Annotated in this window: 28 protein-coding genes and 1 tRNA gene; 16 read left to right on the forward strand and 13 right to left on the reverse strand. The window is 63.5% G+C overall.

The window, feature by feature from the left end; all coding sequences use genetic code 11:
* Positions 1-3: 3 nt before the first annotated feature.
* Together ABID26_RS08745 and ABID26_RS08750 are read right to left on the reverse strand one after the other, a co-directional pair.
* Positions 4-936 carry a beta-keto acid cleavage family enzyme gene (locus ABID26_RS08745; protein WP_126098893.1) on the reverse strand — a complete coding sequence of 311 codons (933 nt, stop codon included), beginning with the start codon at positions 934-936 and terminating at the stop codon, positions 4-6.
* Positions 937-1,245: 309 nt separating this feature from the next.
* Positions 1,246-1,884, reverse strand: a complete 639-nt coding sequence (locus ABID26_RS08750; protein ID WP_126098894.1) for an FMN-dependent NADH-azoreductase — start codon at positions 1,882-1,884, stop codon at positions 1,246-1,248.
* Positions 1,885-1,994: 110 nt separating this feature from the next.
* Here ABID26_RS08750 and ABID26_RS08755 point away from each other — a divergent pair, with 110 nt between their 5' ends.
* Positions 1,995-2,942, forward strand: coding sequence for a LysR family transcriptional regulator (locus tag ABID26_RS08755; protein ID WP_292299996.1), 948 nt, complete (start codon positions 1,995-1,997; stop codon positions 2,940-2,942).
* On the opposite strand, the gene ABID26_RS08760 is transcribed toward ABID26_RS08755, so the two are convergent.
* Complete coding sequence (locus ABID26_RS08760; protein WP_292299998.1) at positions 2,884-3,498, reverse strand: TetR/AcrR family transcriptional regulator; 615 nt, start codon at positions 3,496-3,498, stop codon at positions 2,884-2,886. The genes ABID26_RS08755 and ABID26_RS08760 overlap by 59 nt on opposite strands.
* A 65-nt stretch (positions 3,499-3,563) precedes the next feature.
* On the opposite strand from ABID26_RS08760, the gene ABID26_RS08765 reads away from it, so the two are divergent.
* Both ABID26_RS08765 and ABID26_RS08770 read left to right on the forward strand, forming a co-directional pair.
* On the forward strand, positions 3,564-3,989 hold the full coding sequence (locus tag ABID26_RS08765) for a VOC family protein (protein ID WP_292300001.1): 426 nt from the start codon (positions 3,564-3,566) through the stop codon (positions 3,987-3,989).
* A gap of 100 nt (positions 3,990-4,089) precedes the next feature.
* Positions 4,090-5,001, forward strand: coding sequence for an arginase family protein (locus ABID26_RS08770; protein WP_292300003.1), 912 nt, complete (start codon positions 4,090-4,092; stop codon positions 4,999-5,001).
* A 3-nt stretch (positions 5,002-5,004) separates the two neighbouring features.
* On the opposite strand, the gene ABID26_RS08775 is transcribed toward ABID26_RS08770, so the two are convergent.
* A complete protein-coding gene (locus ABID26_RS08775) occupies positions 5,005-5,949 on the reverse strand; it encodes a S1C family serine protease (protein ID WP_292300005.1) in 945 nt (314 codons plus the stop codon).
* 169 nt (positions 5,950-6,118) lie between these two features.
* On the opposite strand from ABID26_RS08775, the gene ABID26_RS08780 reads away from it, so the two are divergent.
* The 3 genes from ABID26_RS08780 to ABID26_RS08790 all read left to right on the forward strand — a co-directional run bounded on the left by ABID26_RS08780 (position 6,119) and on the right by ABID26_RS08790 (position 8,616).
* Positions 6,119-6,994: a S1C family serine protease gene (locus ABID26_RS08780; RefSeq protein WP_292300007.1), complete on the forward strand. Its 876-nt coding sequence runs from the start codon at positions 6,119-6,121 to the stop codon at positions 6,992-6,994.
* 8 nt (positions 6,995-7,002) lie between these two features.
* Positions 7,003-7,644, forward strand: a complete 642-nt coding sequence (locus ABID26_RS08785; protein ID WP_292300008.1) for a helix-turn-helix transcriptional regulator — start codon at positions 7,003-7,005, stop codon at positions 7,642-7,644.
* A 105-nt stretch (positions 7,645-7,749) separates the two neighbouring features.
* Positions 7,750-8,616: an SDR family oxidoreductase gene (locus ABID26_RS08790; protein WP_292300010.1), complete on the forward strand. Its 867-nt coding sequence runs from the start codon at positions 7,750-7,752 to the stop codon at positions 8,614-8,616.
* Positions 8,617-8,755: 139 nt separating this feature from the next.
* Here the strand turns inward: ABID26_RS08790 and ABID26_RS08795 are convergent, their stop codons facing one another.
* Both ABID26_RS08795 and ABID26_RS08800 read right to left on the reverse strand, forming a co-directional pair.
* Positions 8,756-9,271, reverse strand: coding sequence for a TIGR00645 family protein (locus ABID26_RS08795; protein ID WP_292300012.1), 516 nt, complete (start codon positions 9,269-9,271; stop codon positions 8,756-8,758).
* Between the two features lie 476 nt (positions 9,272-9,747).
* Entirely contained in the window at positions 9,748-12,018 is a 2,271-nt protein-coding gene (locus tag ABID26_RS08800) for an OmpA family protein (protein WP_292371307.1), read from the reverse strand.
* A 195-nt stretch (positions 12,019-12,213) separates the two neighbouring features.
* Between ABID26_RS08800 and ABID26_RS08805 the strand changes: the two genes are divergently transcribed.
* Together ABID26_RS08805 and ABID26_RS08810 are read left to right on the forward strand one after the other, a co-directional pair.
* Positions 12,214-12,660: a YcgN family cysteine cluster protein gene (locus ABID26_RS08805; protein WP_126092492.1), complete on the forward strand. Its 447-nt coding sequence runs from the start codon at positions 12,214-12,216 to the stop codon at positions 12,658-12,660.
* 237 nt (positions 12,661-12,897) lie between these two features.
* Positions 12,898-13,254 (forward strand): hypothetical protein, encoded by a 357-nt coding sequence (locus ABID26_RS08810; protein WP_292300017.1) that lies wholly within the window; start codon positions 12,898-12,900, stop codon positions 13,252-13,254.
* Between the two features lie 151 nt (positions 13,255-13,405).
* Here ABID26_RS08810 and ABID26_RS08815 read toward each other — a convergent pair whose 3' ends face one another.
* Positions 13,406-14,116 carry an SIMPL domain-containing protein gene (locus tag ABID26_RS08815; RefSeq protein ID WP_292300019.1) on the reverse strand — a complete coding sequence of 237 codons (711 nt, stop codon included), beginning with the start codon at positions 14,114-14,116 and terminating at the stop codon, positions 13,406-13,408.
* 223 nt (positions 14,117-14,339) lie between these two features.
* On the opposite strand from ABID26_RS08815, the gene ABID26_RS08820 reads away from it, so the two are divergent.
* Positions 14,340-14,415, forward strand: a tRNA-Ile gene (locus ABID26_RS08820).
* Between the two features lie 407 nt (positions 14,416-14,822).
* Here ABID26_RS08820 and ABID26_RS08825 read toward each other — a convergent pair.
* The 5 genes from ABID26_RS08825 to ABID26_RS08845 form a co-directional block, all read right to left on the reverse strand.
* The gene (locus ABID26_RS08825) at positions 14,823-15,299 is read right to left on the reverse strand and encodes a DoxX family protein (protein WP_292300021.1); all 477 of its coding nucleotides are present in this window, start codon (positions 15,297-15,299) and stop codon (positions 14,823-14,825) included.
* Positions 15,300-15,310: 11 nt separating this feature from the next.
* Positions 15,311-16,096: an HvfC/BufC N-terminal domain-containing protein gene (locus ABID26_RS08830; protein WP_292300023.1), complete on the reverse strand. Its 786-nt coding sequence runs from the start codon at positions 16,094-16,096 to the stop codon at positions 15,311-15,313.
* The gene (gene bufB, locus ABID26_RS08835) at positions 16,083-17,108 is read right to left on the reverse strand and encodes an MNIO family bufferin maturase (RefSeq protein WP_292371306.1); all 1,026 of its coding nucleotides are present in this window, start codon (positions 17,106-17,108) and stop codon (positions 16,083-16,085) included. The genes ABID26_RS08830 and bufB overlap by 14 nt, the downstream gene beginning before the upstream one ends.
* A gap of 41 nt (positions 17,109-17,149) precedes the next feature.
* Positions 17,150-17,419: a BufA1 family periplasmic bufferin-type metallophore gene (locus ABID26_RS08840; RefSeq protein WP_126098910.1), complete on the reverse strand. Its 270-nt coding sequence runs from the start codon at positions 17,417-17,419 to the stop codon at positions 17,150-17,152.
* A 232-nt stretch (positions 17,420-17,651) separates the two neighbouring features.
* A complete protein-coding gene (locus ABID26_RS08845) occupies positions 17,652-18,449 on the reverse strand; it encodes a patatin-like phospholipase family protein (protein WP_292300027.1) in 798 nt (265 codons plus the stop codon).
* Positions 18,450-18,735: 286 nt separating this feature from the next.
* Here ABID26_RS08845 and ABID26_RS08850 point away from each other — a divergent pair, with 286 nt between their 5' ends.
* The 6 genes from ABID26_RS08850 to ABID26_RS08875 all read left to right on the forward strand — a co-directional run bounded on the left by ABID26_RS08850 (position 18,736) and on the right by ABID26_RS08875 (position 23,081).
* Entirely contained in the window at positions 18,736-19,011 is a 276-nt protein-coding gene (locus tag ABID26_RS08850; protein ID WP_292300028.1) for a hypothetical protein, read from the forward strand.
* 188 nt (positions 19,012-19,199) lie between these two features.
* Positions 19,200-19,475 carry a hypothetical protein gene (locus tag ABID26_RS08855; protein ID WP_354414966.1) on the forward strand — a complete coding sequence of 92 codons (276 nt, stop codon included), beginning with the start codon at positions 19,200-19,202 and terminating at the stop codon, positions 19,473-19,475.
* 172 nt (positions 19,476-19,647) lie between these two features.
* A complete protein-coding gene (locus ABID26_RS08860) occupies positions 19,648-20,562 on the forward strand; it encodes a LysR family transcriptional regulator (RefSeq protein WP_126098913.1) in 915 nt (304 codons plus the stop codon).
* A 189-nt stretch (positions 20,563-20,751) separates the two neighbouring features.
* Positions 20,752-21,252: a cupin domain-containing protein gene (locus tag ABID26_RS08865; RefSeq protein ID WP_126098914.1), complete on the forward strand. Its 501-nt coding sequence runs from the start codon at positions 20,752-20,754 to the stop codon at positions 21,250-21,252.
* An 88-nt stretch (positions 21,253-21,340) separates the two neighbouring features.
* Positions 21,341-22,543, forward strand: coding sequence for an MFS transporter (locus ABID26_RS08870; RefSeq protein ID WP_126098915.1), 1,203 nt, complete (start codon positions 21,341-21,343; stop codon positions 22,541-22,543).
* 73 nt (positions 22,544-22,616) lie between these two features.
* On the forward strand, positions 22,617-23,081 hold the full coding sequence (locus ABID26_RS08875; RefSeq protein WP_126098916.1) for a DUF302 domain-containing protein: 465 nt from the start codon (positions 22,617-22,619) through the stop codon (positions 23,079-23,081).
* 58 nt (positions 23,082-23,139) lie between these two features.
* On the opposite strand, the gene ABID26_RS08880 is transcribed toward ABID26_RS08875, so the two are convergent.
* On the reverse strand, positions 23,140-24,075 hold the full coding sequence (locus ABID26_RS08880) for a LysR family transcriptional regulator (RefSeq protein WP_245460276.1): 936 nt from the start codon (positions 24,073-24,075) through the stop codon (positions 23,140-23,142).
* A gap of 249 nt (positions 24,076-24,324) precedes the next feature.
* Between ABID26_RS08880 and ABID26_RS08885 the strand changes: the two genes are divergently transcribed.
* The gene (locus ABID26_RS08885; protein WP_126098917.1) at positions 24,325-25,107 is read left to right on the forward strand and encodes a 3-hydroxybutyrate dehydrogenase; all 783 of its coding nucleotides are present in this window, start codon (positions 24,325-24,327) and stop codon (positions 25,105-25,107) included.
* Positions 25,108-25,130: the final 23 nt, after the last annotated feature.

Below are 25,130 nucleotides of genomic sequence, written 5' to 3' on the forward strand. Positions count from 1 at the left end.
CTATCAGAACGCGACCTTGTCGCCGCCCTTGAGCTGAAGGATCTGCCGCACCTCGTCGGGTGTCGCGATCGAAGCGCCGAGGCCTTCGATGATCTGGCGGACCTTGGTCACCTGTTCGGCGCTCGAGCGGGCGAGCTTGCCCTTGCCGATCCACAGCGAATCCTCCAGGCCGACCCGCACATTGCCGCCGAGCGCGATCGCCTGCGTGGCGATCGGCAACTGGTGGCGGCCGGCGCCAAGCACCGACCAGTGGTAGTCGTTGCCGAACAGGCGGTCGGCCGTGCGCTTCATGTGGGCGACGTCTTCCGGGTGCGTGCCGATGCCGCCGAGGATGCCGAACACGCTCTGGACGAAGAATGGCGCCTTCACCAGGCCACGCTCGACGAAATGCGCCAGCGTATAGAGATGGCCGATGTCGTAGCACTCGATCTCGAAGCGCGTGCCATTGTCGGCGCAGGTGCGCAATATGTGCTCGATGTCGCCGAAAGTGTTGCGGAAGATGCGGTCGCGCGAGGATTCGAGATAAGGCCGCTCCCAATCGTGCTCGAAGGTCTTGAACCGCTCCAGCATCGGAAACAGCGCGAAATTCATCGATCCCATGTTGAGCGAGGCGACCTCGGGCGCAAAAACCTTCGCCGGCTTGACCCGTTCTTCCACGCTCATCGTCGCGGCGCCGCCGGTGGTGATGTTGACGACGCAGTTGGAGCGCTGCTTGATGACCTGCAGGAAAGGTGCGAACGCCTCCGTCGACTGGTCGGGGCGTCCGTCGGTCGGATTGCGGGCATGAAGATGGACGATCGCAGCACCTGCCTCGGCCGCCTCGATGGCTGCGGTCGCGATCTGCCCGGCCGTCACGGGCAGATGCGGCGACATCGACGGGGTATGGATCGAGCCGGTGACCGCGCAGGTGATGATGATCTTGTTTTGGTTCGCCACTTTGTGATGCCTCGATCTTTTCGCTATTTGACCGCCCTTTGGGTGATGCCGCAGAGGAACTGCTTCGACAGCACGATGTAGAGCAGCGTAATCGGCGGCGCCGCCAGTGTCAGCCCGGTGAACAGCACCCCAATCGGTGGTGAATTCGCCGACGAACACGGTCAGCCCTTGTGGCAGTGTCTTCAAATTGTCGGTGGTGATCAGGACCAGCGGAAAGAAAAAGTCGTTCCAGATCGGCACCGCCCGACAAACATGCAAAAAGGGCAGGCGCCGATCGGCGCCTGCCCTTTCTCATTCCTGGAACGGCGACTACGCGGCCACGGCGATCTGGTCCGCAGCCGCAGCAGCGATGGCGTCGACCTTGGCGGTCGCCTTGGCAAGCGCGGCGGTGACAGCGTCGGCACCCATGCCGACGCCTTCGACGCGGATGACTTCGACATCGGTCATGCCCAGGAAGGCAAGCACGCCGCGCAGATAGGGGATGGCGTGGTCCATCTGCACCGCCGCACCCTCGGAATAGATGCCGCCGGAAGCAAGCACGATATAGACCTTCTTGCCGGTGACGAGACCCTTCGGGCCATTCTCGCCATAAGCAAACGTCTTGCCCGAGCGGGCGACGTGGTCGATCCACGACTTCAGGGTCGAGGAGATGTTGAAGTTGATAAAGCCTGTGGCGAGGATGATCGTATCGGCCGCGAACAGTTCGTCGAGCACCGCATCAGACACGCCGACCACCTCGGCCTGGCGCTGGCTGCGCGCCTCGGCGGGCGTGTAGATGCCGGTCGCATAATCGGGGTCGATATGCGGCAGCGGGTTGGCGACGAGGTCGTGCACGACAAGCTTGGCCGACGGATCCGCGGCAAGCAGTTTCTGGGCGAGATCGGTGGCGACGCGGGTCGAATGCGAAGCAGCGCCGCGCGGGCTGGACGTAACAAGCAGAATAGACATGGCGGTGTCCCCTTGGGGTTGGATTGAACTTCCCCGCCAATATGGGATTGCCGCCATATCTGGAAAACTGGCATAATTTGCATGGTACCCATCTAGAATATGGATTGATCATGCAACCCAACCCGACACTAGACCAGCTTCAGATCCTGGTGGCGGTAGCCGACACCGGCAGCTTCTCGGCCGCGGGGCGCAAGCTCAACCGGGCGCAGTCCGTGGTGAGCTACGGCATTGCCAATCTCGAAGCGCAGCTCGGCCTGAAACTGTTCGAGCGCGAAGGCGTGCGCGAGCCGCAACTGACCGATGTCGGCAAGGCCATGCTGGAGGACGCAAGGCGCATGATCGGCGTCCTGCAGCGCATCCGCTCGCGCGCCGACGGCTACCGCCAAGGGCTGGAGGCGGAAGTGACGGTATCAGTCGACGTGGCGCTGCCTTCGCCGGCGCTCGTCCGAGTACTCAAGGCCTTCGAGGCCCAGTTCCCGGCGGTGATGCTGCGACTCTATATCGGTTCGCTCGGCCTGATCGTAGATCAGGTCGTCAACGGCCAGTCGGACCTTGGCTTTGGCGGGCTGATAGGCGATGCCGACGTCAATCTGCTGCGCATCGGCTTCACCTCGATGGTGCCGGCGGCGGCGCCCGACCACCCGCTGGCGAAACTGCCGAAACCCGTGGCCGTCGAGGATTTGCGCGAGCATATCCAGCTCGTCGTCTCCGACCAGTCGGAGCGGACGCGCGGCCGCGACTATGGCGTCTTTGCCTACCGCACCTGGCGATTGACGGATGTGCGCACCAAGCATGCGCTGATGCGTGAGGGACTTGGCTGGGGCGGCCTGCCGCGCTGGCTGATTGCCGACGATCTCGCCAGCGGCAGGCTAGTCGAGCTCGATCTCGAGCCTTATCGCGAAGTGCGCTCGCCGCTCTATGCCATGCACCGCACCGACCGCAGCCCCAAGCCCGCCGCATCCTGGCTGATCGAAGAATTCAAGCGCCAGCTCGGCTGCTTCAACGAGATGGAGCCGGGCGTTTGGACGGAGCAGGGGCCGGAGACAAGCCGTCCATGAGCGCGATCAGCGCGGCGCGATAATCCTCGCCCGATGCGCCGGCCTCGATGGCTAAAGCCGCGCGGTCGAAGGCGGCGGCCAGCAGGGCGGTCAGCGCGTCGACCGGCAGCTTGACAATCGAGCGCGCGCGCATCGCCGCGACCAAGCCTTCGCGCAGCGATCGGTTGCCATGGCGGCTGTCGATCTCGTCCATCGCCGCGCGGCCAAGCACGGCGGGTCCATCGAGCAGCAAAAGCCGCGTGCGACCTGGCGCGCGCATGGCCGCGAGATAGGCGTCGGAGCCGGCGATCAAGGCATCGCGGGCGGATAGCGGGGCCGGCGAGGCGCGATCGATCTCGGCTGCGACTGTCGCCGCCTCCTGTTCGACGACCGCGGCGAACAGCGCCTGCTTGTCGGCAAAGTGATGGTAGAGCGCCCCACGCGTCACGCCGGCCGCCGCGACGATCTCCGGCGTGCCGGTCTCGGCGTAGGATTTCTCCGTGAACAGTCTTCGCGCCGCGCGGATCAGATCGGTGCGCGTCGCCTCGGTGCGGTCACGGTTGGAGCGACGTTGCATACATGCAGCCTGTATGTTATTGCGTTTACATACAGACTGTATGTTATGAGGCAGGAGAAGGAAAGATGAAGACGACGAGCTATTATCCGGTGCTGATGACCGGCGATGTCGCCGGCACGGCGGCCTTCTACGTCAAGCATTTCCGTTTCGAGCCGCTGTTTACGAGCGACTGGTATGTGCATTTGCGCTCCAGCGAGGACAGGCGCGTCAATCTCGGCATCGTCCAGGGCGACCACGAGACAATTCCGGAGGAGGGGCGTGGACGCACGTCCAGCCTGCTGATCAATTTCGAGGTGCGAGACCCCGATGCGGTCTATGAGCGTATCGTCGCCTCCGGCTTGCCGATCCTGCGCCCGCTGCGCGACGAGCCCTTCGGCCAGCGTCATTTCATCACGAGAGACCCGAATGGCGTGCTGATCGACGTCATCAAGCCGATCCCGCCCAGCGAAGAATTTCTGGCGCAATATGCCAAAGGCGCGGCGAGAGGCTGAGCTTAGCGCTGGCAGCAGATGTCGGCATTTGGCTCCGGCCATATCGCAGGAGCCCTTCGCGGCGAGCTATGATGGAGAGTGTTGAACCGGATTCTGCCGCATGCGTGACATCTGCCTTTTTCGTGCGCCTTCCAATCTCGGTCTGCGGCCATTGCGGCCGGGCCATGTGCCCGGCACCTGGCGCGCGCCGGAGGCCCTGACCGAAGCCGGGCTGGTCGAAGCCCTGACGCCTGCGGCAATCGTCGATCTCGACCAGCCAGCCTACAGCGCCGAAGCGGAGCCAGGCACCCGGCTGCGCAACGGCCATGCCATCCGCCGTTTCAATCTCGAATTGGCGGATGCCGTCGCCAAGGCGCTCGGTCAACGCGAGTGGCCGCTGGTGATCGGCGGCGATTGCTCGGTGCTGCTCGGCGCACTCGCCGCCGCGCGGCGGTCGGGTCCCGTCGCGCTGGTGCATGTCGACGGCCACAGCGACTTCCGCCATCCCGGCAATTATGACGTCGATGCCATGCTCGGCTCCGTCGCCGGCATGGACCTGGCGCTTGTCACCGGACGGGGCGAGCCGCTGCTCACCGAATGGCCGGGCATTGCCGGTCCGCTCGTCGCGGACGAGGCGGTGGTGCAGATCGGCGAGCGCGAAAGCCGCGATCCCGACTTCGCCTGGCCCGATATCAACGCGACCGCGATCACGCGCATCGATGTCTTCGCGGTCCGGGAACTGGGCGCGGTAGGAGCGCTGGAGAAGACGAGGGCGGCGCTGGTGCGCGCCGATTGTCCTTACTGGCTGCATCTCGATATCGACGTGCTCGACCAGAGGGTGATGCCGGCCGTGGATTCGCCCGGCAGTCCCGGCATCGATCCCGACGATCTCGTCGCCATCCTGTCGCCATTGGCAAAGGATCAGCGCTGCATCGGCATGGACATGACGATCTACGATCCTGACCTCGACCCGAGCGGCGAGCTGGCAAGGATGCTGGTATCGCTGCTCGGGGGGATAGTCAGGCCTGGGTAGAGATCAGCTGCGCGCCACAGGCGTCACCACCACCTGGCTCACCCCGCTGCGGCGCACGACGGTGCAGAGCGTTTCGCGACCGATACGTTCGGCGTCGAGCATGCGTACGAGATCGTCGACGCCGGTGACCGGCCGGCCATCGATGGCGGCGATGATGTCGCCTTCCTTCAGGCCGGCCTTCGCGGCGGGACTGTTCTTCTCGACGCTGCGCAGGCGCACGGCCGTGTTCGTGGTTACCTGCGACAGGAGGGCTGCGCGGCGCGGCAGGTTGGTCGTATCGGCGGAGACACCGATGAAGGCGCGGCGCACGCGGCCGAAGCGAATGATCTCGGAGATGACGAAGTTGGCGGTATTGGAGGCGACCGCGAAGGCGATGCCTTGCGCGCCATGGATCATGGCGGTGTTGACGCCGATCACCTCGCCCGCCGACGACACCAGCGGCCCGCCGGAATTGCCGGGGTTGAGCGCGGCATCGGTCTGGATGACGTCGTCGATCAGCCGGCCGGTCGAGGCGCGCATCGAGCGGCCGAGCGCGGAAACGACGCCGGCGGTGACCGTCCATTCGAAGCCGAGCGGATTGCCGATCGCGATCGCGATCTGGCCGCGTCTGAGGCGCTTGGAATCGCCGAGCGGCGCGACGTCGGCAAAGCTGCCGTCGGCGCGCACCAGCGCGATGTCGGTGTCGGGATCGCGGCCAAGCACACGGCCCTCGCGCGCGGCGCCATCCGGCATCGTGACGCGCACGGCGCGCGCGTCGCCTACGACATGGAAATTGGTGACAACCAGTCCGTCCTGCGCGATGACGAAACCGGAGCCATGGCCGCCGGCGCCGATGCGCTCGATGCGGCAGACGGCCGGTCCGATGCGGTCGACGGCGTCGGCGACCGACGCCGAATAGGCGTCGAGCAGGGCGTCATCGGATTGGAGTTTTTCGGCGGCGAAGGCCATGGGCGGGGTCCCGTGTGATTTGGATCAGTGATGCCTATATGTGCGGAGCGGCCGCAATCGCCGCGACCTGACCACATGGCCAGTCCGGCCACCGACTAGCCGTCAGGCGAGTATCCGCAGGCGCGCCTTGGAGCGATATCTGGGTCACAGAACCCAGGAGATCATCGACATGAGCAACTTCAACCTCAGTGCCTTTTCCGATGCTATTGCCGGCGTTGCGGCGGCTGCCGCGCCGGCGCTGGCAAGCTTTGCCACGCATCACCATCGCAGCGCGAGCGCCTTCCACTGGCGCGACGGCTTCTTCGTCACCGCCGAGGAAGCGGTGGAGGCTGGCGAGGAGATCGAACTGACGCTGGCCTCGGGCGAAACCGTGAAGGCCGAGCTTGTCGGACGCGATCCTTCGACGGGCGTTGCCCTGTTGAAACCAGCCTCCGCCGCAGCCGGTTTGCCGCAGCTGCCTCAGGGTGCTGCCGTGCGCCCCGGCCATGTGGCGATCGCAGTCGGCAATAGCGAAGGGGCTGCACTTGCCGTGTTCGGCACGGTCGGCGAGGTCGGGCCTGCCTGGCGCTCGATGCGCGGCGGCACGATCGATCGGCGCATCAACCTCGCCATCAACACCGGCGGCCGCTTCGAAGGCGGTCCGGTGCTTGACGCCAAGGGCGGCCTGATCGGCATGCTCCTGTTCGGGCCGCGCCGGCGGGTGCTGGTCATGCCTTACGAGACGATCGAGCGGGCGGTGACGACGCTGCGCGAAAAGGGCCATGTCGCGCGCGGCTATCTCGGCGCCGGACTGCATCCGATCCGCAACGGCGACACGCAAGGCGCCATGGTGATGAGCCTCGACGACAGCGGCCCAGCCAAGGCCGCCGGCCTGCATGTCGGCGACATCATCGTCGCCTGGAACGGCGAAGCGGTGCACGGGCCGCGCGAGCTGATCCGCAAGCTCGGGCCGGACAGCGCCGGCACGGCCGTGACGCTCGGCGTCTTGAGTGGCGGCGCTGAGCGAGACGTTTCGATCACCATCGGCGAGAAGCCGCTGAGCTGAGAGGGTCGATGGCGGAGAGCGCGGCACAAACGATTGCGAGACCGGAGCCGGCAATCCACCGGCTGACAGTGCTGATCGCGCTCGGCGACGCGGCGCGCGCCGAGCAATTGGCCGACGCGCTTGCGGCGAGCGACGATCTGCTGCCGACGCTCGCCGGCAGCGGCATGGGTCAGGTGGCGGATGTCGCCTTGGTCGACGAGGCGGCATTGGAAAGCCGGGCTGTGAGCCCGGCAACGCCATGCGTGCTGCTCTCCCGACGCGCCGGCTACGAACGGTCGGCCGGCAACCTGTTTGCGACGCTGCCAGCCTCCGCTGACAGCTTGCTGATCACGGCCGCCTTGCGGTTGGCGGCGTCCGGCTATCGCATCAGCAGGGCAGGACCCTCGGAGGCTCATGGCGATTTCCACGCAGAGCTGTCCGAGGACGAGACGCCCGACGACAACCAGGTCCGCGCAGCGCTGTCGCCGCGCGAGGCGGAAGTGCTTGCGCTGCTGGCTGAAGGCGCGCCCAACAAGGTGATCGCCAGGCGGCTCAACATTTCCGTTCACACGGCGAAGTTCCACGTCGCCGCGATCCTGATCAAGCTCGGCGCGGCGAACCGCACCGATGCGATCGCCATAGCGATGCGGCAGGGGCTGGTGCTGGTTTAGAACCTTTCGCCACGACGCTGCGTAACCCTCAGACCGGCGCGTTGGGCCTTGCGCCACGGCTGTCCGCCGCGCAAGTTGCCTCCCTGTTGCAGAGGGAGGCGAAGGATGTCGCTCAAGGGAAAGACGCTGTTCATCTCGGGCGGATCGCGCGGCATCGGGCTGGCGATCGCGCTGCGCGCGGCGCGCGACGGCGCCAATGTGACGATCGCGGCCAAGACCGCCGAACCGCATCCCAAGCTGCCTGGCACGATCCACACCGCGGCCGAGGAGATCGAGCGAGCCGGCGGCAAGGCGCTGCCGGTGCTCTGCGACATTCGCGACGAAGCTCAGGTCGCCGGTGCGGTGGCAAAGACCGTGGAACGGTTCGGCGGCGTCGACATCTGCGTCAACAATGCCAGCGCCATCCAGCTCACCGGCACGCTGGAGACCGACATGAAGCGCTACGACCTGATGCACCAGATCAACACGCGCGGCACGTTCCTGGTCTCCAAAATGTGCATTCCGCACCTGAAGTTGGCAAAGAACCCTCACATCCTGAATCTGGCGCCGCCGCTCGACATGAAAGCCAAGTGGTTCAAGAACCATGTCGCTTACACCATGGCCAAGTTCGGCATGTCGATGTGCACGCTTGGCATGAGCGCCGAGTTCGCCGGAGCCGGCATCGCCGTCAATTCGCTTTGGCCGATCTCGACCATCGACACGGCCGCCGTGCGCAATCTGCTGGGCGGCGCCACGGTCGCGGCGATGAGCCGCTCGCCCGACATCATGGCCGATGCGGCGCATGCGATCTTCCTGCGCCCGTCGCGCGAGGCGACCGGCAATTTCTACATCGACGAGGAGGTTCTGCGCGCCGAAGGCGTCACGGATTTTTCGGTCTATGCGCCGGGAGCCAAAGGCCCGCTCGCCGGCGACTTCTTCGTGCCCGACGAGGTGTTTGACCGTACAGAGACCGAGATAAGGAATATCTACTGACGGAAATCGCGCGGACGTCGCTTCATCTCGATAAAGCGCTCAAAGTCAAACGGCTCCGGATTTCCGGATTGGTCACCCCTCGTCGATCGCTTTACGAAGCCGTTCGAGCGTTGAATGATCTTCGGTTTCTTCCATAACGTCACTTCGCGGCCTTCTTGCCTTTCGCCAGCGCCATCACCCGGTCGATATAGGCGAGCATAAGCGCCGAGAAGACGAAGGCCAGATGCATGACGGTCAGCCACATGAGCTGATCGCTCGTGTAGGAAGCGTGGTTGAGGAACACTTGCAGCAGGTGGATGGAGGAGATCGCGACGATGGTCGAGGCGACCTTGACCTTCAGCGAGCCGACGTCGATCGTGCCCAGCCAATGGACCTCGCCGTCCTGCCCGTCGAAGCGGCTGACGAAATTCTCGTAGCCCGAAACGATTACCATCACCACCAGCGAGGCTACAAGGGCCGCATCGATCAGGCCGAGCATCTTCAGGATCGTGTCGGTGTCGCCGAGCGTGAAAACGCTCATCACGAACTCGTAGAGCTTCTTGCCGAAGGAGAGCGCGTAAGTCGCCAGCGCCAAGCCGAGCCCCAGATAGAAGGCGACCAGCAGCCAGCGCGAGGCGAGGATGACGGATTCGATCGCGAGTTCGAGACGCTTCATGAAATGTTCCGGTGCTGTTTCGCTCTGATTGTTTGTCTTTACGCAATTCCGGACGGAAAACCGCTGCGCACTTTTCCTGGAATTGCTCTCCGAGGGTTCGACCGCATTTCGGGCAGGTGGGCTCTCTTTTCAAGAAAAAAGCCCCGCCGGAGAGGGGCGCCGGCGGGGCTCATGTGTCCCGCTGGAGTCGGGACAGGGCAGGGAACGCCCTGGCCAGAATCTGGGTGCCGGAATGCGGCGATTCAATGAGAGCGGCGGGACAAGCGGGACAATTCTTCTTGCATTTTGAAAGAAAGGGCCGGTGCGGATCCGGACTGGCCCTCATCTTCTCGCGCTGATTCCGAAAATCGGGTCAGGATTTTGAAATCAAACGCTAAAGCGCATCGCGCTGAAACGGCTTCAGGCGACGCGCTTTGGGTCTTTGTTTTATGCATGTCGCCCAAAACCGCAGCGCAGTTTTGGGCGACATGCGTTGATCACTGCTCGTTGCTCGCCACCGGCGCCACCAGCGAGGTGATGCGGCGGATGGCGACACGGCGGTTCTCGCGGTTCGGGCCGGACGTGTTCACCTTGAGATACTCTTCGCCATAGCCCTGTGTCGTGAGGTTCTCGGCGGGGATGCCGAAGGCGTTGGTCAACGCCTCGGCGACCGCCTCGGCACGCCGGTCCGACAGCGCGAGGTTCGCGTCGGGCGTGCCGACGGCGTCGGTATGGCCCTCGATCAGGAAGGTTTCGGCCGGGTTCTTCTTCAGGAGTTTTTCCATGGCGGTGGCCACGCCCTCGAGCTTCTGCACTTCGGTGTCGGAGATCGTCGCCGAGCCGAAATCGAAGTTCAGCGTGTCGAGGTCGATGCGGCGGGCGATGTCGCGCACGCGCGCCGAGCGCTTGACCTCGTCGATCGAGTACAGGCGCTGCACCCTCTCCACCGGCGGCTGTTCGAGGAAGGTGTAGTACTCGTCCGGATCCTCGACCTCCTCCGAATCCAGGATGTAGTCCCGGCGCGGGATGTCGAGCCGCATCGGCGGCAGGTCGTCGCCCGGATCACGCCAGTCGTCGACATCCTGGTAATACCGCTCGTCGACATAGCTCAGCACATATTCGCGCCCATCCGGCATGATGCGCGAACGCTGGACGACGTCGCCGTTGCGGTTGCGGATCGTGACGATCCTGACGCCGTTGTCGCGCTCCACGATTTCGCGGGTACGGCCACGCGGCAGATCCTCGTAGTAGACATCCCTGGCGCCGCGGGTGATGCGCGGCGCTTCATTGCTTTCCACGATCGTCTGGTTGTTGAACTGGACGATCACGCGGTCGCCGAACTGTTTCACCACGTCCGCGCCCTGCGGCCGGCGGCGCTCGCGGACAACCTGCTCGGGCGTAAGCTCTATCCGCTTGCCCTTTTCCTCGGTGACCGGAACGATCGTCTCAGGCTTGATCGCCTGCTGCGCCGCCTTGTCGTCGGTGGGTGGTGGGCCTTGATCGACCGGAGCCAGTTGCGGCTTCTGCACCTGCTCTCCCGTCTGCTGCTCGGTCTGGGTGCCAGTTTGGCCGGTGCCGCCTTGCTCTACGCCAGCCTGGCCGCTTTCGTTCTGGTCGGTCGGCTGACGGCCCTTGCGCTTGCGCACAACATCCTTCTGGCTGTCGAAGAGCGGGGCCTCGTTCGCATTGGCAGGCGCTTCGCCCTGCGCGGCAGCGCCGGCATTCGCGCCGCCTTGGGCCGGCTGCTCGCCGGTAGCGGGCTGGCCGCCGGTTGTCGCCTGGCCTTCGCCGGAGGGCTGCTTGGCCGAAGGTTGCTCCCCCGTCACCGCTTGACCGGCGCCGGGCTGCTGACCGAGGGCTTTCCTGCGCTTCTTTGTCTTATCCAGAGGCTGTTCGCCCTCGGCCGGCGCAGCTTGCTGATTGTTCTGCTGCGGCTCGGCCTGCTGCGCCGGCGCGCCGGCAGGGGCCTCGGTCTTCGGCGCCTGCTCGGTTGGGGCGGTTTCAGTCTGCTGCTGCTGATCCCGCTTCTTCTTGCGCAGCTTGTCCTGCGGCGTGTTATCGTTGGCGGGCGCCGCCTGTTCAGCGGGCTGCTCGGCCGGCGCGGTCTCGGTTTGCTGCTGCTGACGCTTCTTCTTGCGCGGCTGCTGCTCGTCGTTCGCCGGCGCGGCCTGTTCAGCTGGCTGCTCGGTCGGCGCGGTCTCGGTTTGCTGCTGCTGACGCTTCTTCTTGCGCGGCTGCTGCTCGTCGTTCGCCGGCGCGGCCTGTTCAGCTGGCTGCTCGGCCGGCGCGGTCTCGGTTTGCTGCTGCTGGCGCTTCTTCCTGCGCGGCTGCTGTTCGTCGGTCGCAGCCTGCCCGCCCTGATCGGCAGGGGCTGCCTCGATCTGCTGCTGCTGATCGCGTTTCTTGCGCGGTTTGAGCTGCTGCTCGGCGGGCGCTGCTTGCTCCGCCTGGCCGGTGTCCATCTGCTGCTGGTCCTGCCGTTTCCGGCGCGGCTTCTGCTCGGGCTCGGCAGACTGTTCGGCGGGGGCCGATTCTGTCTGTTGTTGCTGCTCGCGCTTCTTCTTCCTCGGTTGCTCAGCTTCCCCCTGCTGGCCACCTTGCGCACACTCCTCTGCCGACTGGCCTTCGGCGCAGTTCGCCTGCGCCAGAATCAGTGGCGCTCCCTGCGAGGTGCCGAAATCGGCCTGCAGCGGATACGCGCCCAACGGCGCGGATGCCATAAGCAGGCCGATTGCCGTACCCGCCAGAATCCGTGGTTGGCGTTTCATATCAATTTTCTCCTAGTGGGGTCCCATCCCTGCCCAAACTTTCGTCATCCGCAATTGGTTCCGTCAGGCATTGGCAGCAGCCAAGGATGCCTGGCCGGCCTTTTGAAGGCAATTTCGTGTTTTTCTAATGTTGATACTGCGTCACCGCGACAGCGACGCTTGACCGGAAGGCCACGGAGGGCCAAATCCAGCCGTATGACCGCACCGTTCTGGAAAACCAAGACGCTTGAGGCGATGACCCCGGCCGAGTGGGAATCGCTCTGCGACGGCTGCGGCAAATGCTGTCTTTCGAAGCTTGAGGACGAGGACACCGGCGAGATCTATTGGACGAGCGTCGGCTGCCGGCTGTTCGATGCCGAAAAATGCCTTTGCTCGGACTATGCCAACCGGCTGTCGCGCGTGCCCGATTGCGTCGGGCTGACGCCGCAGAACGTGCGCACCATCACCTGGCTGCCCAAGACCTGCGCCTACCGGCTGATCGCCGAGGGCCACGACCTCTATTGGTGGCACAGGCTGGTCTCGGGAAGCGCGGAGACCGTGCACGAGGCCGGGATATCGATCCGCGGCCGGGTGAAGGCCAAGGAAACGGATCTCGCCGAGCCGGACGACTATTTTGACTATATACTGGACGACGAACCCTGACGGGTTCGCGTTTGGACGACGAGCCTTGAAGGGAACCGGGCGCACCATGGCGCGTTTCCGGCTCCAGATTTGAGCGGACGGGGGCGGTGGACGCGCGGGGATGTTGCCTTCCTTCGACATGAACCGGACATGAACGGCCGGTTCGCAAAAAGTTCAGACACGAAAAGGCATTTTGCAATCATGTGTTCGCCAATCATCAATTCAAAGGGCTAGTGGCCCACAACAAGGAGAGAGACGATGTTCAATCAGATCAAGACGGCAGCCCTTTCGGCCCTTGTCGGGCTTGGCACGCTCGGCACCATTCCGGCGGCGCATGCGGACAGCCTCTATCTCGGCTTCGGCAATAACCAGGATCCGCGTTTCGGCGTCTACACTGGCGACGATGACGATGGGTATTACCGCCGCGATCGCGACTGGCGCCGCCGCGGCTGCTCGCCGGATCGCGCGCTCGACAAGGCCGAGCGCATGGGCCTGCACCGCGTCCGCATCGTCGACATCAGCCGGCGCACGGTGAAGGTGGCCGGCCGCCAGTATGGCGACCGCGTGGTGGTGGTCTTCGCCAACGAGCGCGGCTGCCCGATCATCTATCGCTGAGGCTGGATCGGCAAAGGACGATCCTCTGCGAGGATCGCTATAAGTAGTAAGCCCCTTCAGCCAGTGCTGAAGCGCGCGGCTCGAAAAAACCCCGGAGGATCGGTCTCTCCGGGGTTTTTGTTTGTGCTCGAAGACGAAGCGGGCAAGCTGGTTATTTCAGTTCGAACGTGACCGTGACCTGGACGGAGTAGGAATTCTCGCCGGCCTGCACCGGCACGGCGGAACGGGCGGCATCGAACGCCTTGGCGTTCATCGGCATCGGCACCGGCGCGACGTTCTGGTCGGTGATCTCGATCACCCTGCCAAGGCTGACGCCGGCGGCCTCGGCGAGCGTCTTGGCCTTGGCGATCGCGTCCGCAACCGCCTTCTTGCGCGCCTCGACGATGGTGGCCTTCGGATCGTCATTGGTGAAGGCGATGCCGCCGCCCTGGTTGACGCCGAGAGACACCGCCTTGTCGAGGATATCGCCGGTCTTGTCGACATCGCGCACGCGCACCGACAGCGTGTTCGTCACCTGGTAGGCGACGAGCTCGGCTTCCTGGCTGCCGTCCGCCTTGTTGGTGTAGTTGTAGCGCGGGTTGATCTGGATGCCTGCCGTCTGCAGGTCGCGATCGGCGATGCCGGCCGATTTCATCGCCGCGATTACGGCCGCCATGGCGTCGTTGTTGGCATCGAGCGCGGCGCGCGCGGTCTTTGCCTCGCGCATGACGCTGAGCGCCAGCATCGCGATATCCGGCGCAACGGTCGCTTCGCCCTCGCCCGAGACGACAATGCGCGGAGGCGGCTGGGTGTCGGCAGCGCTTGCTAGCGCCGGAAACGCGATCGCGGCTGCGAGCGCGACGGGCAAAAGATGTCTGGTCATGAAAACTCCTCGAGATCTGCGATCCGATATCTTCCGCCGCCTCCGTCCCGACCCAGAAAAAGTGTCGTTTGCCGGCAGTGCGGTGCAGGCCCGGACCTGTTCACGCGCCTTATGGGCGGGCACGCCGCTGTACGGAGCGAATATGGGCTGATTTTGGCGTTTGCCGCCAGTGCTGTCGAAAGCCTTGTGCCGCGCGGCGAAAAACACTAAGCCAGCCCGCGTGGGGCCTGTAGCTCAATGGTTAGAGCCGGCGGCTCATAACCGCTTGGTTGGGGGTTCGAGTCCCTCCGGGCCCACCATTATCGTTATTTATCAATGCTTTATCGCCTATTTCTTCCGTTGGTTAGCCAGGTCCCGGTGGCGAACCTTCACGCATCGCTTTGATTTTGTTGATTTACGGTGGACCCCTGTGGCCTCGTAGACGAAGGACAAGACCACGGCGAGCGATGCTCAGAACGAGGGCGGCCGCATTCGCCTCCTCAGACTGCTGGCGGTAGTAGTTCGGGTCGCGAACGGTCGTGAAGTTGCGGCGGTCTGATACCGGATTGAAACCCATAGCGTAGAGATCGGAGACAACGACCTAGTGGCCAGCCGCAGACAGCGCCCCCTGCGCCGCGCGGGTCAGGGCGCCATTGAAGCTGTGGGGCTCGGGGTGGGCGTGAACGATGAAGATGCGCACCGTGCTTTTCCCACGCGGTCAAAATGTTCACTTTCCAGATGTCGATAGGGTTCGCTCGGCGACGTAGTCGAGCGAGAAAACACCTGCGCCGCGTACCAGCACGAGAAGCAGCAGCGACGCCCAGAGCAGATGCTCCGCCCAGTTCTCCGGATAGACGAAGATCTGGATGACAGAGACGACACCGAGAAGCATCAGAGCACCGAGACGCGAAAAGGCCCCAAAAAAAAGCAGCACCGAGCCGGTGATTTCGGCCGTCGTCGCCAGTGGCGCTGCGATCGACGGATCGATGAACGGCAGATTGTATTCGCTGGCGAAGAGCTGCAGCGTCACCGGCCAGGACGCCAGCTTGCTCTGCGCCGATTGCCAGAAGACATGGGCCATCGCCACACGCGCAGCGAGCTGAACCAGCGAGAAGGGAATGTGTTCGGGCAGCTTGATCACACGTCGATAGAAACCGAATAAACCGGTCTGGCTCGTCGAGGAAGGTTCTGAAATTGCGGTCATGACTGTCTCCATCAGTTTGAGAGGGGAGGCACGGTGATGCGCACGTTTGTGACGAGCCCGTCGGCGAACAGGCGCACGAGCGCGGAAACGAGGTCGAAGTTCGGTTCGAGCGCATTCGCGCGGCTGGCAGCATGTTCAACGCCGAAGCCGTGCTTGAGAGAATGGCGGAAGGCGAAGTCTGCGCGGTCGAGAAGGACCAGGCGAACGCTGTTCCCGGCCCGCCACAATGCCACGCGTTCGGGGCGCCTTGTCCAGGTGCAATGCTGGTCGACCGCCGTGTCCTGCTGGTGCGCCGTCCACACCGACAGGATCGACCAGTGTGAAACGATCAGCCTGAGCGATGGCTGCAGCAGGATATCGGGCGAAGGCCCCAGGTCGATCTTGTCATAGTCCGCAAGGGTGCGGGGCGGCAGCGAAGTCGTATCGAGCGCCTCGGCGATGGCCCATTCGAGCCGCGCCGTTTCGGCGACGATCGGCATATCGGACAGCGTGTCGATCGTCTTGAGGAAACGCGGGAAGCCGGCGCCATAGCGTGCAAGGCGCGATTCAACCGGCGGATGACGTCGAATGAACTCGCTCGCCACGTAACGGAAGAACCGTTCGTCCACCAGGCGAACGGTGACCGGGAAGACAGCCATCAGCACCGCGGTGAGCGAACTGCGCGTGTTGTTCTGGTAGATACGCAGGCGGGCCAGTGGATCGGCCTTGCCGGCGGTTAGCATTTTCGCGGAGACCATTGGTTCGATGGCAAGCACCGAGCGCGCCATGGTGGTCTGCAGGTGTTCAAGCGGCAACATCGTATCTTCCCTCCATCGGCGTTAAGGCGTTCGCCATCACAGGTCCGGCCTTGGCGGCAGCAAATGCTGCAAGCACTGGCATGCCGGTCGTCACGTTTTCAAAGGGGGTGGGGGACACGGGCCGGGGCTTGGCTGCCACGGCCTGTCTCGCAGCCTGCTTGCGGCCGAACATGATCGAAGCGGTCAGCATGTCGGCCCACATGGCTTCGCCAAGCAGCACGTCGAGAACCGGAACGTCGGTATCCCATTCGATCAGCGTGGGTCGCGGCCCGAGGCGCGTTATGGCGTGCTCATAGAGAGCCCAAACGACCGGCGGGACCCGCGAGCCATGGTCGTCGATCAGCACGGTGTCGACCCCGACCTGATTGGTCGCATGACCGGCGAGATGGATCTCGCCGATTGCGCCCGCGGGCAGCACATCGATGAAGGCCTTTGCGTCGTATTGCAAATTGTGCGCCGAGACTTGGACGTTGTTGACGTCCAGCAGCAGGCCGCAGCCGGTCCGCACCACGAGCTCGGCCAGGAACTCGGCCTCGTTCATCGAGGAGTCCGCGAACGCGACATAGGCAGACAGATTTTCGATCAGCACCTGCCGCTTCAGCGCGTCCTGAACCGTCTCGACATTGCGCGCCACGATCGCCAGCGCCTCTTCGTCATAGCGCAGTGGCAATAGGTCGTTGAGGTAGGCGCCGTCGGCGACGCTCCAGGCAAGATGCTCGGAAACGAGATCGGGCTGGAAGCGCTCGCAGACCCTGCGCAGTCGCTCCAGATGATCGCGGTCCAAGCCCCGCGCGCTGCCCAGCGACAGGCCGACGCCATGCACCGAAAGCGGGTAGATCTCGCGCAGTTTTTCCAGCGCCTCGACGCCGGCGCCGTCTCCCATGTAGTTCTCGGCATGAACCTCCAGCCAGCCGGCGGAAGGCCGTCGCGTCAGCATTTCGCTGATGTGAGGGGAGCGAAGACCGATGCCCGCCGATGCGGGGATCGCGAGGGGCTGAAACGCACGGGACATCGGTCTGCTCCATTCTAAGGGTGGCTCGAAGTCTGGATCGTTCAGGCTTTCGGCTTGTCACTGCCGCCTGCGATCTTGGCGCAGCTGCCGGCGGGCACGTAGAGCCAGGAATCCGCCTGGTTGTCGGCGGTCGCGGTGCCGGCGCAGGAATGCGTCGCGGTCTGGCAGTCGTTCTGGCCCGCCTTGACGACGCCGTAGCACTTCTCGAAGGCAAAGCTGGGCTTGGCGGCGGGGCCGCTGTAGGCAGCTGTCGCGGCAAGCGAAGTGGCGGCTGCGAGGGCCGATCCGATGAGGGTCTTGGTGTTGATCACAGGCTTGTCTCCTGGTTGGCGTTTCGAGAGAAAGACTGGCCGTGGGCCCGTCTGCAAATCAGTCTCTCCGATCGCGATGCCGAGCTGAAATGCTGTCTCGGCATGGAATTGATACGCAGTCCCTATGTCCCGGAAGGCGGCGCGAAAAAGCCCTCCGGCGGGGCACCGGAGGGCTTGGCACCTGCATTCGGGAGTATGCGAAGCAGGCGCGGCTAGGCGGGGAGCGAGGCGCCTAGATGTATCGTCTTTCGCAGTTTGTGGCGGGGGTTCCATCAGTGCGCAGAGGATCAGCGGCAAGCCAGTCCGCTGCGCGCTGCCGCCCCCTGTCGCGCATGTCGGTCAGTTCGCCCCAGTCGATCCAGGGCCGCAGGAGCAGCGGAACTCCGGCACGGTATCGACTGTCGAATATGGTGTGAACCGACGCGCATTTGGTCGAGCAATGACCGGCTGCGAGGCTGCGATCCGGACACGGCGTGGTGAAGACGGAAGGTCTGCCGGTGACAATCAGGCGATGGCGAGCTTCAGTTGCCGGGGCAGGCGGAGACTGGAAGACGTCGCCGTCACCCCAATAGACATCGCCGTCGATCTCGACAGGCAGCGAGAGGAAGGGGATCGTGGCTGCCGCGACGATCGCGTCGATCGACAACTGGTCGCTTGTGAATATCTTCACCGCATCCGTGCGCGCGTTGACGGCCAGGACGCCCAGTTTCACCGGGCAGCCTTCGTCACGGATCTGCTCAAGGTCGATTGACTGTTCCAGGATCGATCGAAGCAGGCTGGCCCTGTCATCGGCGAAAACCGAGGCGTGGCTGACGCGTCGCCAGAAATTGGCGAGTGCCGTCCTCGCGCCGCGCCTGCCGCCGACGCTCAGCCCATAGGCAAAGACCGCCGCCTCCATTGCGGCAAAGCCCGACGCGGTCACGCCGCTGACGCTGCAGTTTGCCTCGTCCAGCAGGCGATCGAGCACGCCCCAGACGAAAGCGCCATGTGCGTCGTTTGCCAGCACGATGTCGATCGTCCGGTCTTCCATACCAAGATCCGCCACTGACATGATGACTTGGTCTGTCTGCATTGCTGGCTGAGCAAGCATGGGTTGGTCTCCGTCCCAAGATCGTCAACATGACGACTGGAGAAAGACTGCCGCATCTTCTTGTTCAGCCGAAATGCCAAGGTGGCATGAAGTCCATAGGCGGATTGCATTGGCTGCCGGTCTTCGCCCATCGCACCCTCCATACCGATCAGGCCAGGCGATGCGATGCGTGTCGCCAAACATTGGCACCATTGCCAGAACCGCGACCTGGAACCGGAGATGAATGATGAGAAGACAACTCGTTTGTGTGGCTGCGCTTGCAATCAGTTTTGGTGCGAGCCCAGCGTCAGCCGACCCGTTCAGTGACCTCGCCGCATTGCCGACGTTCTATACGGACGCAACGATGAAGACGATGAAACCGATGGCCGGGTTCAAGAAGGCTTGGTTCGCCCTGTCAAAGCATGACCGGGTCAAGATGACGAAGGCGTGCAACGACCCGGCGATGGGCAAGCGCCACGCCCAGTTTTGCGCCAACGTGCCTGCTTTGGGTGGTGCCGACTAGCAGTGCTTGCCGAGCACCCTTGGAATGCAGTGCCGGCATAAACTCCATTCGCCGACGGCATTGGCAGTTTGAGCGCCGGATGAAGCAAAGTCCACCTCGGCAAACAGGAACAATAGAGTTCCAAATGCAGCCGGTCATCAGCGCAGTCGTCAAAAGGCGATTGCACAATTCCAGAGAAGGTTCTCACCATGAATATCAAAGCTATCTGCCTTGGCGCCTTTGCACTTTCCGTTCTTGGCGGAGTCGCGTTCGCCGGCGCGCTCGACGAGCCGTCGAACATGCAGCCCTTCTTTACCGATTCCGGCATGCAGACGATGAAGTCGAGCGCCGATTTCGAGATCGCGTGGAAAGCCACGCCGAAGACCACGCAGAACGCGATGATGAAGGAATGCAATGACGCCGCTATGAGCAAGCCGCACGTTCAGTTCTGCGCCCAGCTTTTCGCCCTTGGCCACCACAGCTGATACTCCCAGACGGCGACCGACTACCGGACGCTTCGATGGCGGGTCTCTTGGCCCGCCATCCGTCATGACGAAACGCTATCGACTTTATAGCCCCCCTGCATTGGCGTGATGGAATGCTTTGCGGCAGGGTTCGAGCCTGAGCTTGCATCTCTGCAGTGGAGGGACGACCCGTATGGACATTCATCACATCCGCTATTTCCTGGCCGTCTGCGAGACACGCAATTTCACGCGCGCCGGCGAGAAGTGCAACGTCACCCAGCCGGCACTGTCCCGGGCGATCCAGCAACTGGAGGATGAGGTCGGCGGCCTGCTGTTCCGCCGCGAGAGGAATCTGACCCACCTGACCGATCTGGGCGCTTTGCTACGCCCGCGCTTTCAGCAGATCCTCGACGAGGTGACCGGCGTTCGGCAGGAGGCATCGAGATTCCTGTGCCTGGAAAACGCAAATCTCAAAGTTGGGGTCATGTGCACCATTGGCCCGCGCCGATTCACGGGTCTATTGGCGGACTTCAACAGGCGCCAGCAGGGCATCCAGTTGCAACTGGTGGAAGGCGTGCCCGCCTCTCTTTCGCAACTGCTGGAAGCGGGCGAAATCGACGTCGCCATCATGGCGTCCAGCAACAGCTTCCCGGAGCGGTTCGATGTCACGCCGCTCTATCGTGAGCGCTTCGTCCTTGCATTCCCCAATGGCCATCGGTTGGCCCGCAACGATAATGTCGCCATCTCCGAGCTCGACGGCGAGAACTATCTCAGGCGGCTGAATTGCGAATATCGCGATCACCTCGCCGGCCTTTGCAACGATCGTGGCGTGAAGCTCAGGATCTCCTACGCCAGCGAGCGTGAGGACTGGATTCAGAACATGGTATCTGGCGGGCTGGGTATCTGTTTCATTCCGGAATTCAGCGCAGTTATCCCAGGCTTGCAGATCAGGCCCGTGATCGACCCTGAAGTTTGGCGTGAAGTCTCGCTGGTTGTCGTCGCGGGGCGTCGATTCTCGCCGGCGACGTCGACATTTGTGAACAGTGTCAAGGCACACAGCTGGCCGGAAAGCGGCATCGATCTGTCGATCAGGAAAACAGCCGCGTAGCAAATCGAAGTGAAGGCTAATGCCGCAATAAATGTCGCGGCGAGAAAGTCGCGTTGGCGCGGTCACCCACCATAGTTTTCAGGTATCGAATTAAGAGCCAGTCAGCATTTCTCTTTCTTCGAGGCTGCCGTCACTCTCCTCCCATGCCCCGCTTCTGCGATTGGGCACCGACAAAAAGGAGAAATAGACATGGCTTCCAAGACTGTTGCATTGCGGGTGCCGCTGAAGCTGGCGCTGACACTCGGACTTCTCACCGCGACCGCCGCGTTTTCTGTGGCCCCGGTTTTCGCCGGCGACTGCCCTGCCGGCCAGGCCGCCACCACCGACATCCAGGAACATCCCAGCAAGCCCGTCGGCGTGACCGACACGGTTCTTTCGGCGATCGACCTCAGCAGCAAGGGTGAAGCCTGGAAAGGCAACATGCTGCGCCTGCGGAAGCTCGTCGTTCAGCCCGGCGGCGTCGTGCCGTGGCACGAGCACACGATTCGCCCCGCCAACATCATCGTCGTCGAAGGCTCGATCACTGAATACGCCAGCACCTGCAAAGTCGGCATCGAGCATCCGGCTGGCGACGTGACGGCCGAGTTCGGCCATCTCGCCCATTGGTGGAAAAACAACGGCAAGGTTCCGGCAGTGCTCTATTCCGCCGACATCCTGCCGCCTGCGATGCACAACGATCACATGATGTGATCCCGGCCTCGGGCGACCTCTTCCCATCAGCATTTGAAAGCGCGTCCTTGGGCGATCGCCCGGGGACGTGCCGCGACGGAGCTTTGCCATGACGACAAGCGAACATGCTGAACCGACAAGGCTGCGCATGGCAGCCGCAGACGGGTGGCGCTTCGGCATCATTGCCGTGATCGCATTTCTCACGCTCGTCGATCTTTTCGCCACCCAGGCCATCCTGCCTTCACTGGTGACAAAATTCGGCGTCAGCCGCGCGACCATGGGCTTCGCCGTCAACGCCAGCACCTTCGGCATGGCGGTGGCCGGTATCGCCGTGGCTCTCTTCGGGCGCGGCATTGATCGCCGCGACGGCATCTGGATCAGCCTGGCCATCCTGGCGGTCCCGACGACGCTGCTTTCGCAGACAGACAATATTGTGGTCTTCGCCCTGCTGCGCGTAGCGCAAGGCCTTTGCATGTCGACTGCGTTCACGCTCACGATGGCCTACCTTGCGGAGCATTTTTCCGCGCGGCAGACGACCGGCGCGCTTGCCGCTTATGTGACCGGCAATGTCGCCAGCAACTTTTTCGGCCGGCTGATGTCGGCGGCCGTCGCCGACATGTTCGGCATCTCCACCAACTTTCTGACATTCGCCGCCCTCAATCTGCTCGGCGCCGCTCTTGTCTGGTTCACGCTGCAGAAGACCTCGGCAATGATGCGCGCGGATGCGACGGGCGAGCTCGCCCAAGCGGCCTGGACGGCTCCGCTGCAGAATGCCGAGTTGCGCTCCTGTTTCGCGATCGGCTTCCTGATCCTCTTCGTCTTTATCGGCACGTTCACCTATGTGAACTTTCAGCTCGTTGCGGTGCCCTTGTCGTTGACGCCGATGGCACTGGGCGCGGTTTATTTCGTCTTCCTGCCGTCAATGCTGACCACTCCGCTCGCCGGGCGTGTGGCCTCGAGTCTCGGCCCGAGAGTGGGGGTCGGCGCAACACTTGTGCTGGCGATCGTCGGCTTGCTTCTGCTGCTCACACCCAGCCTTTCGATCGTTCTCGCCGGAATGGCGCTGGTTGCCAGCGGCACCTTCCTGGCGCAGGCGATAGCAACGGGACATGTCAGTCGGACCGCGTCGCGCGACCGCGCCGCCGCGAGCGGCATCTATCTCGCGTCCTACTATGCGGGCGGGCTCGCCGGCAGCTTCCTCATCGGACAGATCTACGATCGGATCGGCTGGACGGCATGCGTGGCCGCGCTGGTCGCGGTTCTCACGGCGGCGATCGCGATAGCCCGAACGCTGAGAACGCCAGCCGCGTGATCCCCGGAGCTGCGCCGGCGAGGTCGCTCGAGAAACTCAATCCATAGCCAAACCAGCAACCAAGGAGAATGCGATGAGAACCTACCTGAAAACCATGATTGCCGGTGCCGCCGTGCTGATGACGGTGGTCCTGCCGGCAGCCGCTTCCGACGGCGTCGTCACTGTCAAGAGCGGCTATTCCGTCGCCGAGACCGTCGCCCGCATCAAGAAGGACGTCCTCAAGAAGGGCATCATGTTCTTTGGCGTGATCGATCAGGCAAAGCTCGGCAACAAGGCCGGCAACGATGTCAGGCCGTCGCGGCTGGTCATGTTCGGCAATCCGGCGCTCGGCACGACGTTCATCACCTCAAATCCCGAGGCCGGCCTGGACTGGCCGGTGCGCGTGCTGGTCTACCAGACGCCCGATGGGCAGGTTTATGCCGCCTACAGCGACTTCGACTGGATTGCGAAGCGGCACGGCATCACTGACCGGCAGGCGCAGTTCAAGATGGCGACCGAGGTGATCCAGTCCGTGACGTCGTCGATCAGGAAGAACTGATCGACGCGAGGTACCGAAATGCTCGGCTCTTCGAACCTGTCAGCCTCGCACAGCCAGGTCATTCGGCGGCGGACAATGCCTTTGCCCGTTCGCCGAACCATTTCTTCTGCGTTGCTTCGCGGACCAGCGCGCCAACCGCAGGCGAATGCCTGCGGCCGCGCACCGTGACGAGATTGACGTCGCGCCAGAATTCCGGCTCCGTGATCGGCAATGCCGCCACGCCAGGGTGCTTGGCGGTGTGCTCGGGCATAAACCCGAAACCGAGCCCGGCAGCGATCATGGCGAGTGTCCAGTCGTCGCGGTCGCTCCAGTAGACCGGACTGACGGTAACGCCCTGTCGGGCAAGGATGGCATCTGCATAGCCGGCGAATTCGCAGTTGTTGCGGTGAATGTAGCTTTCATTGCTCATGTCCTTCACCCGCACGACCCGCCGGTTCGCTAGCCGGTGCGACAGATGAACGGCCATCACCATCTGCTCGCGAAAGAGCGGCAGTGAGTGAACCTCCTCGTCGGGAACGTCCGACGGCAGCGCATAGATGGCAGCCTCGAGATCGCCTTCGAGCAGTCTCTTCCGAAGGTTCACGGCGTCTGAATCGCAAAGGTGAAGCTCCACGCCCGGGTGATGCCTTCGGACTGCCGCGATCAACTCGATGATCTCGTCCGGTGCGATCGTGCTCATGATGCCGACCCTCAGCGGCATCTTTTTCAGGTTCACATACTGCTCGGCGATCTGCTTTGCCTGGCGGGAGTTCTCGAAAACACCTTCGAGATAGGTCTCGACCATGCGACCGAGTTCGGTGAGGTGAGTGAACCGGCGCTCTCGGTGGAAGAGCGGCCCGCCGAATTCATCCTCCAGCAACTTGATCGCACGCGAAAGCGCCGGCTGCGTGACGTTGCACTGCTCGGCCGCCCTGGTGAAATTCAACTCCTTGGCGACGGCCAAGAAATATCGGACCTGGCTGATCTCCACCGCACGCTTCCCCTTGGCGTGCATGCCGCACGACCCGCGTTGCAGGGGCAATCTTACAAGCTGCCCCAGCGTCAAACAACCCGGCCTGCAGATCTATATCGCCGGCGCTCCGGTCAGACTGTCGGCTATCGAATCCATGTCTCAACGGCATTTCCGCAGCTTCGGACGGCTCGCCATACTGATCGGGAGATGTAGATCCGGGGCCTTCCAGCCCGCTGCCTGCAGCCGTTTTGCCGGCCAAATCGGCAGCGGCTCAAACCGAAGGAAACAACGATGCTCAGAGGAAAGACAGCACTCATCACAGGCTCGACAAGCGGCATCGGCCAAGGCATTGCGGAGGCTTTCGCGGCCAAGGGCTGCAACGTCGTTCTGAATGGCTTCGGCGACCCTGCCGAGATTGAGCTGCTGCGGTCGAGGCTTGCCGCCGATCACGAGGTGACCGTCCGCTACGACAATGCCGACATGAGCAAGGGCGAGGCGATCACCGTAATGATGGACAAGGCCATCGCCGAGTTCGGCGCGGTCGACATCCTGGTCAACAATGCCGGCATTCAGCATGTCGCACCGATCGACGACTTCCCGATCGAGAAGTGGGAGGCGGTCGTGGCGATCGATCTGATGTCTTCGTTCTATACGATACGGCGCGCTCTGCAGGCGATGAAGGCGCGCAAATGGGGCCGCATCATCAATGTTGCCTCGGCCCACGCCCTCGTCGCCTCGCCATACAAATCCGCCTATGTCGCCGCCAAGCATGGCGTGGCCGGCCTGACCAAGACGGTCGCGCTGGAAGTTGCCGAACAGGGCATTACGGTCAACGCCGTTTGCCCCGGTTACGTGCTCACCCCGCTGGTCGAAAAACAGATACCGGACACGGCCAAGGCCCGCGGGATTACCGAAGAGCAGGTGATCAAGGACGTGCTCCTGGCTGCCCAGCCAACGAAGCAGTTCGTGACCGTTGAGCAGGTGGCGTCGCTATGCCTGTTCCTGGCCTCGGACGACGCGGCCTCGATCACCGGCGCCATCATGCCGATCGAGGGCGGCTGGACCGCCCACTAGATCCGGCGTGAGGAACGAAAGCC

The organism is Mesorhizobium shonense (genome assembly GCF_040545255.1).
GTDB classification, from domain to species: Bacteria; Pseudomonadota; Alphaproteobacteria; order Rhizobiales; family Rhizobiaceae; genus Mesorhizobium; species Mesorhizobium shonense.

What these genes read in the sequence shown, in the direction of transcription:
- ABID26_RS08750 (WP_126098894.1), bottom strand. Translation starts at nt 1,884, where the DNA reads ATGTCTATTCTGCTTGTTACGTCCAGCCCGCGCGGCGCTGCTTCGCAT.
- ABID26_RS08815 (WP_292300019.1), bottom strand. Translation starts at nt 14,116, where the DNA reads ATGACCAGACATCTTTTGCCCGTCGCGCTCGCAGCCGCGATCGCGTTT.
- ABID26_RS08770 (WP_292300003.1), top strand. Translation starts at nt 4,090, where the DNA reads ATGCGTGACATCTGCCTTTTTCGTGCGCCTTCCAATCTCGGTCTGCGG.
- ABID26_RS08810 (WP_292300017.1), top strand. Translation starts at nt 12,898, where the DNA reads ATGTTCAATCAGATCAAGACGGCAGCCCTTTCGGCCCTTGTCGGGCTT.
- ABID26_RS08870 (WP_126098915.1), top strand. Translation starts at nt 21,341, where the DNA reads ATGACGACAAGCGAACATGCTGAACCGACAAGGCTGCGCATGGCAGCC.
- ABID26_RS08830 (WP_292300023.1), bottom strand. Translation starts at nt 16,096, where the DNA reads ATGTTGCCGCTTGAACACCTGCAGACCACCATGGCGCGCTCGGTGCTT.
- ABID26_RS08855 (WP_354414966.1), top strand. Translation starts at nt 19,200, where the DNA reads ATGAATATCAAAGCTATCTGCCTTGGCGCCTTTGCACTTTCCGTTCTT.
- ABID26_RS08805 (WP_126092492.1), top strand. Translation starts at nt 12,214, where the DNA reads ATGACCGCACCGTTCTGGAAAACCAAGACGCTTGAGGCGATGACCCCG.
- ABID26_RS08850 (WP_292300028.1), top strand. Translation starts at nt 18,736, where the DNA reads ATGAGAAGACAACTCGTTTGTGTGGCTGCGCTTGCAATCAGTTTTGGT.
- ABID26_RS08780 (WP_292300007.1), top strand. Translation starts at nt 6,119, where the DNA reads ATGAGCAACTTCAACCTCAGTGCCTTTTCCGATGCTATTGCCGGCGTT.
- ABID26_RS08795 (WP_292300012.1), bottom strand. Translation starts at nt 9,271, where the DNA reads ATGAAGCGTCTCGAACTCGCGATCGAATCCGTCATCCTCGCCTCGCGC.
- ABID26_RS08885 (WP_126098917.1), top strand. Translation starts at nt 24,325, where the DNA reads ATGCTCAGAGGAAAGACAGCACTCATCACAGGCTCGACAAGCGGCATC.
- ABID26_RS08845 (WP_292300027.1), bottom strand. Translation starts at nt 18,449, where the DNA reads ATGGAAGACCGGACGATCGACATCGTGCTGGCAAACGACGCACATGGC.
- ABID26_RS08880 (WP_245460276.1), bottom strand. Translation starts at nt 24,075, where the DNA reads ATGCACGCCAAGGGGAAGCGTGCGGTGGAGATCAGCCAGGTCCGATAT.
- ABID26_RS08755 (WP_292299996.1), top strand. Translation starts at nt 1,995, where the DNA reads ATGCAACCCAACCCGACACTAGACCAGCTTCAGATCCTGGTGGCGGTA.
- ABID26_RS08865 (WP_126098914.1), top strand. Translation starts at nt 20,752, where the DNA reads ATGGCTTCCAAGACTGTTGCATTGCGGGTGCCGCTGAAGCTGGCGCTG.
- ABID26_RS08860 (WP_126098913.1), top strand. Translation starts at nt 19,648, where the DNA reads ATGGACATTCATCACATCCGCTATTTCCTGGCCGTCTGCGAGACACGC.
- ABID26_RS08760 (WP_292299998.1), bottom strand. Translation starts at nt 3,498, where the DNA reads ATGCAACGTCGCTCCAACCGTGACCGCACCGAGGCGACGCGCACCGAT.
- ABID26_RS08765 (WP_292300001.1), top strand. Translation starts at nt 3,564, where the DNA reads ATGAAGACGACGAGCTATTATCCGGTGCTGATGACCGGCGATGTCGCC.
- ABID26_RS08800 (WP_292371307.1), bottom strand. Translation starts at nt 12,018, where the DNA reads ATGAAACGCCAACCACGGATTCTGGCGGGTACGGCAATCGGCCTGCTT.
- ABID26_RS08775 (WP_292300005.1), bottom strand. Translation starts at nt 5,949, where the DNA reads ATGGCCTTCGCCGCCGAAAAACTCCAATCCGATGACGCCCTGCTCGAC.
- bufB (WP_292371306.1), bottom strand. Translation starts at nt 17,108, where the DNA reads ATGTCCCGTGCGTTTCAGCCCCTCGCGATCCCCGCATCGGCGGGCATC.
- ABID26_RS08785 (WP_292300008.1), top strand. Translation starts at nt 7,003, where the DNA reads ATGGCGGAGAGCGCGGCACAAACGATTGCGAGACCGGAGCCGGCAATC.
- ABID26_RS08790 (WP_292300010.1), top strand. Translation starts at nt 7,750, where the DNA reads ATGTCGCTCAAGGGAAAGACGCTGTTCATCTCGGGCGGATCGCGCGGC.
- ABID26_RS08825 (WP_292300021.1), bottom strand. Translation starts at nt 15,299, where the DNA reads ATGACCGCAATTTCAGAACCTTCCTCGACGAGCCAGACCGGTTTATTC.
- ABID26_RS08875 (WP_126098916.1), top strand. Translation starts at nt 22,617, where the DNA reads ATGAGAACCTACCTGAAAACCATGATTGCCGGTGCCGCCGTGCTGATG.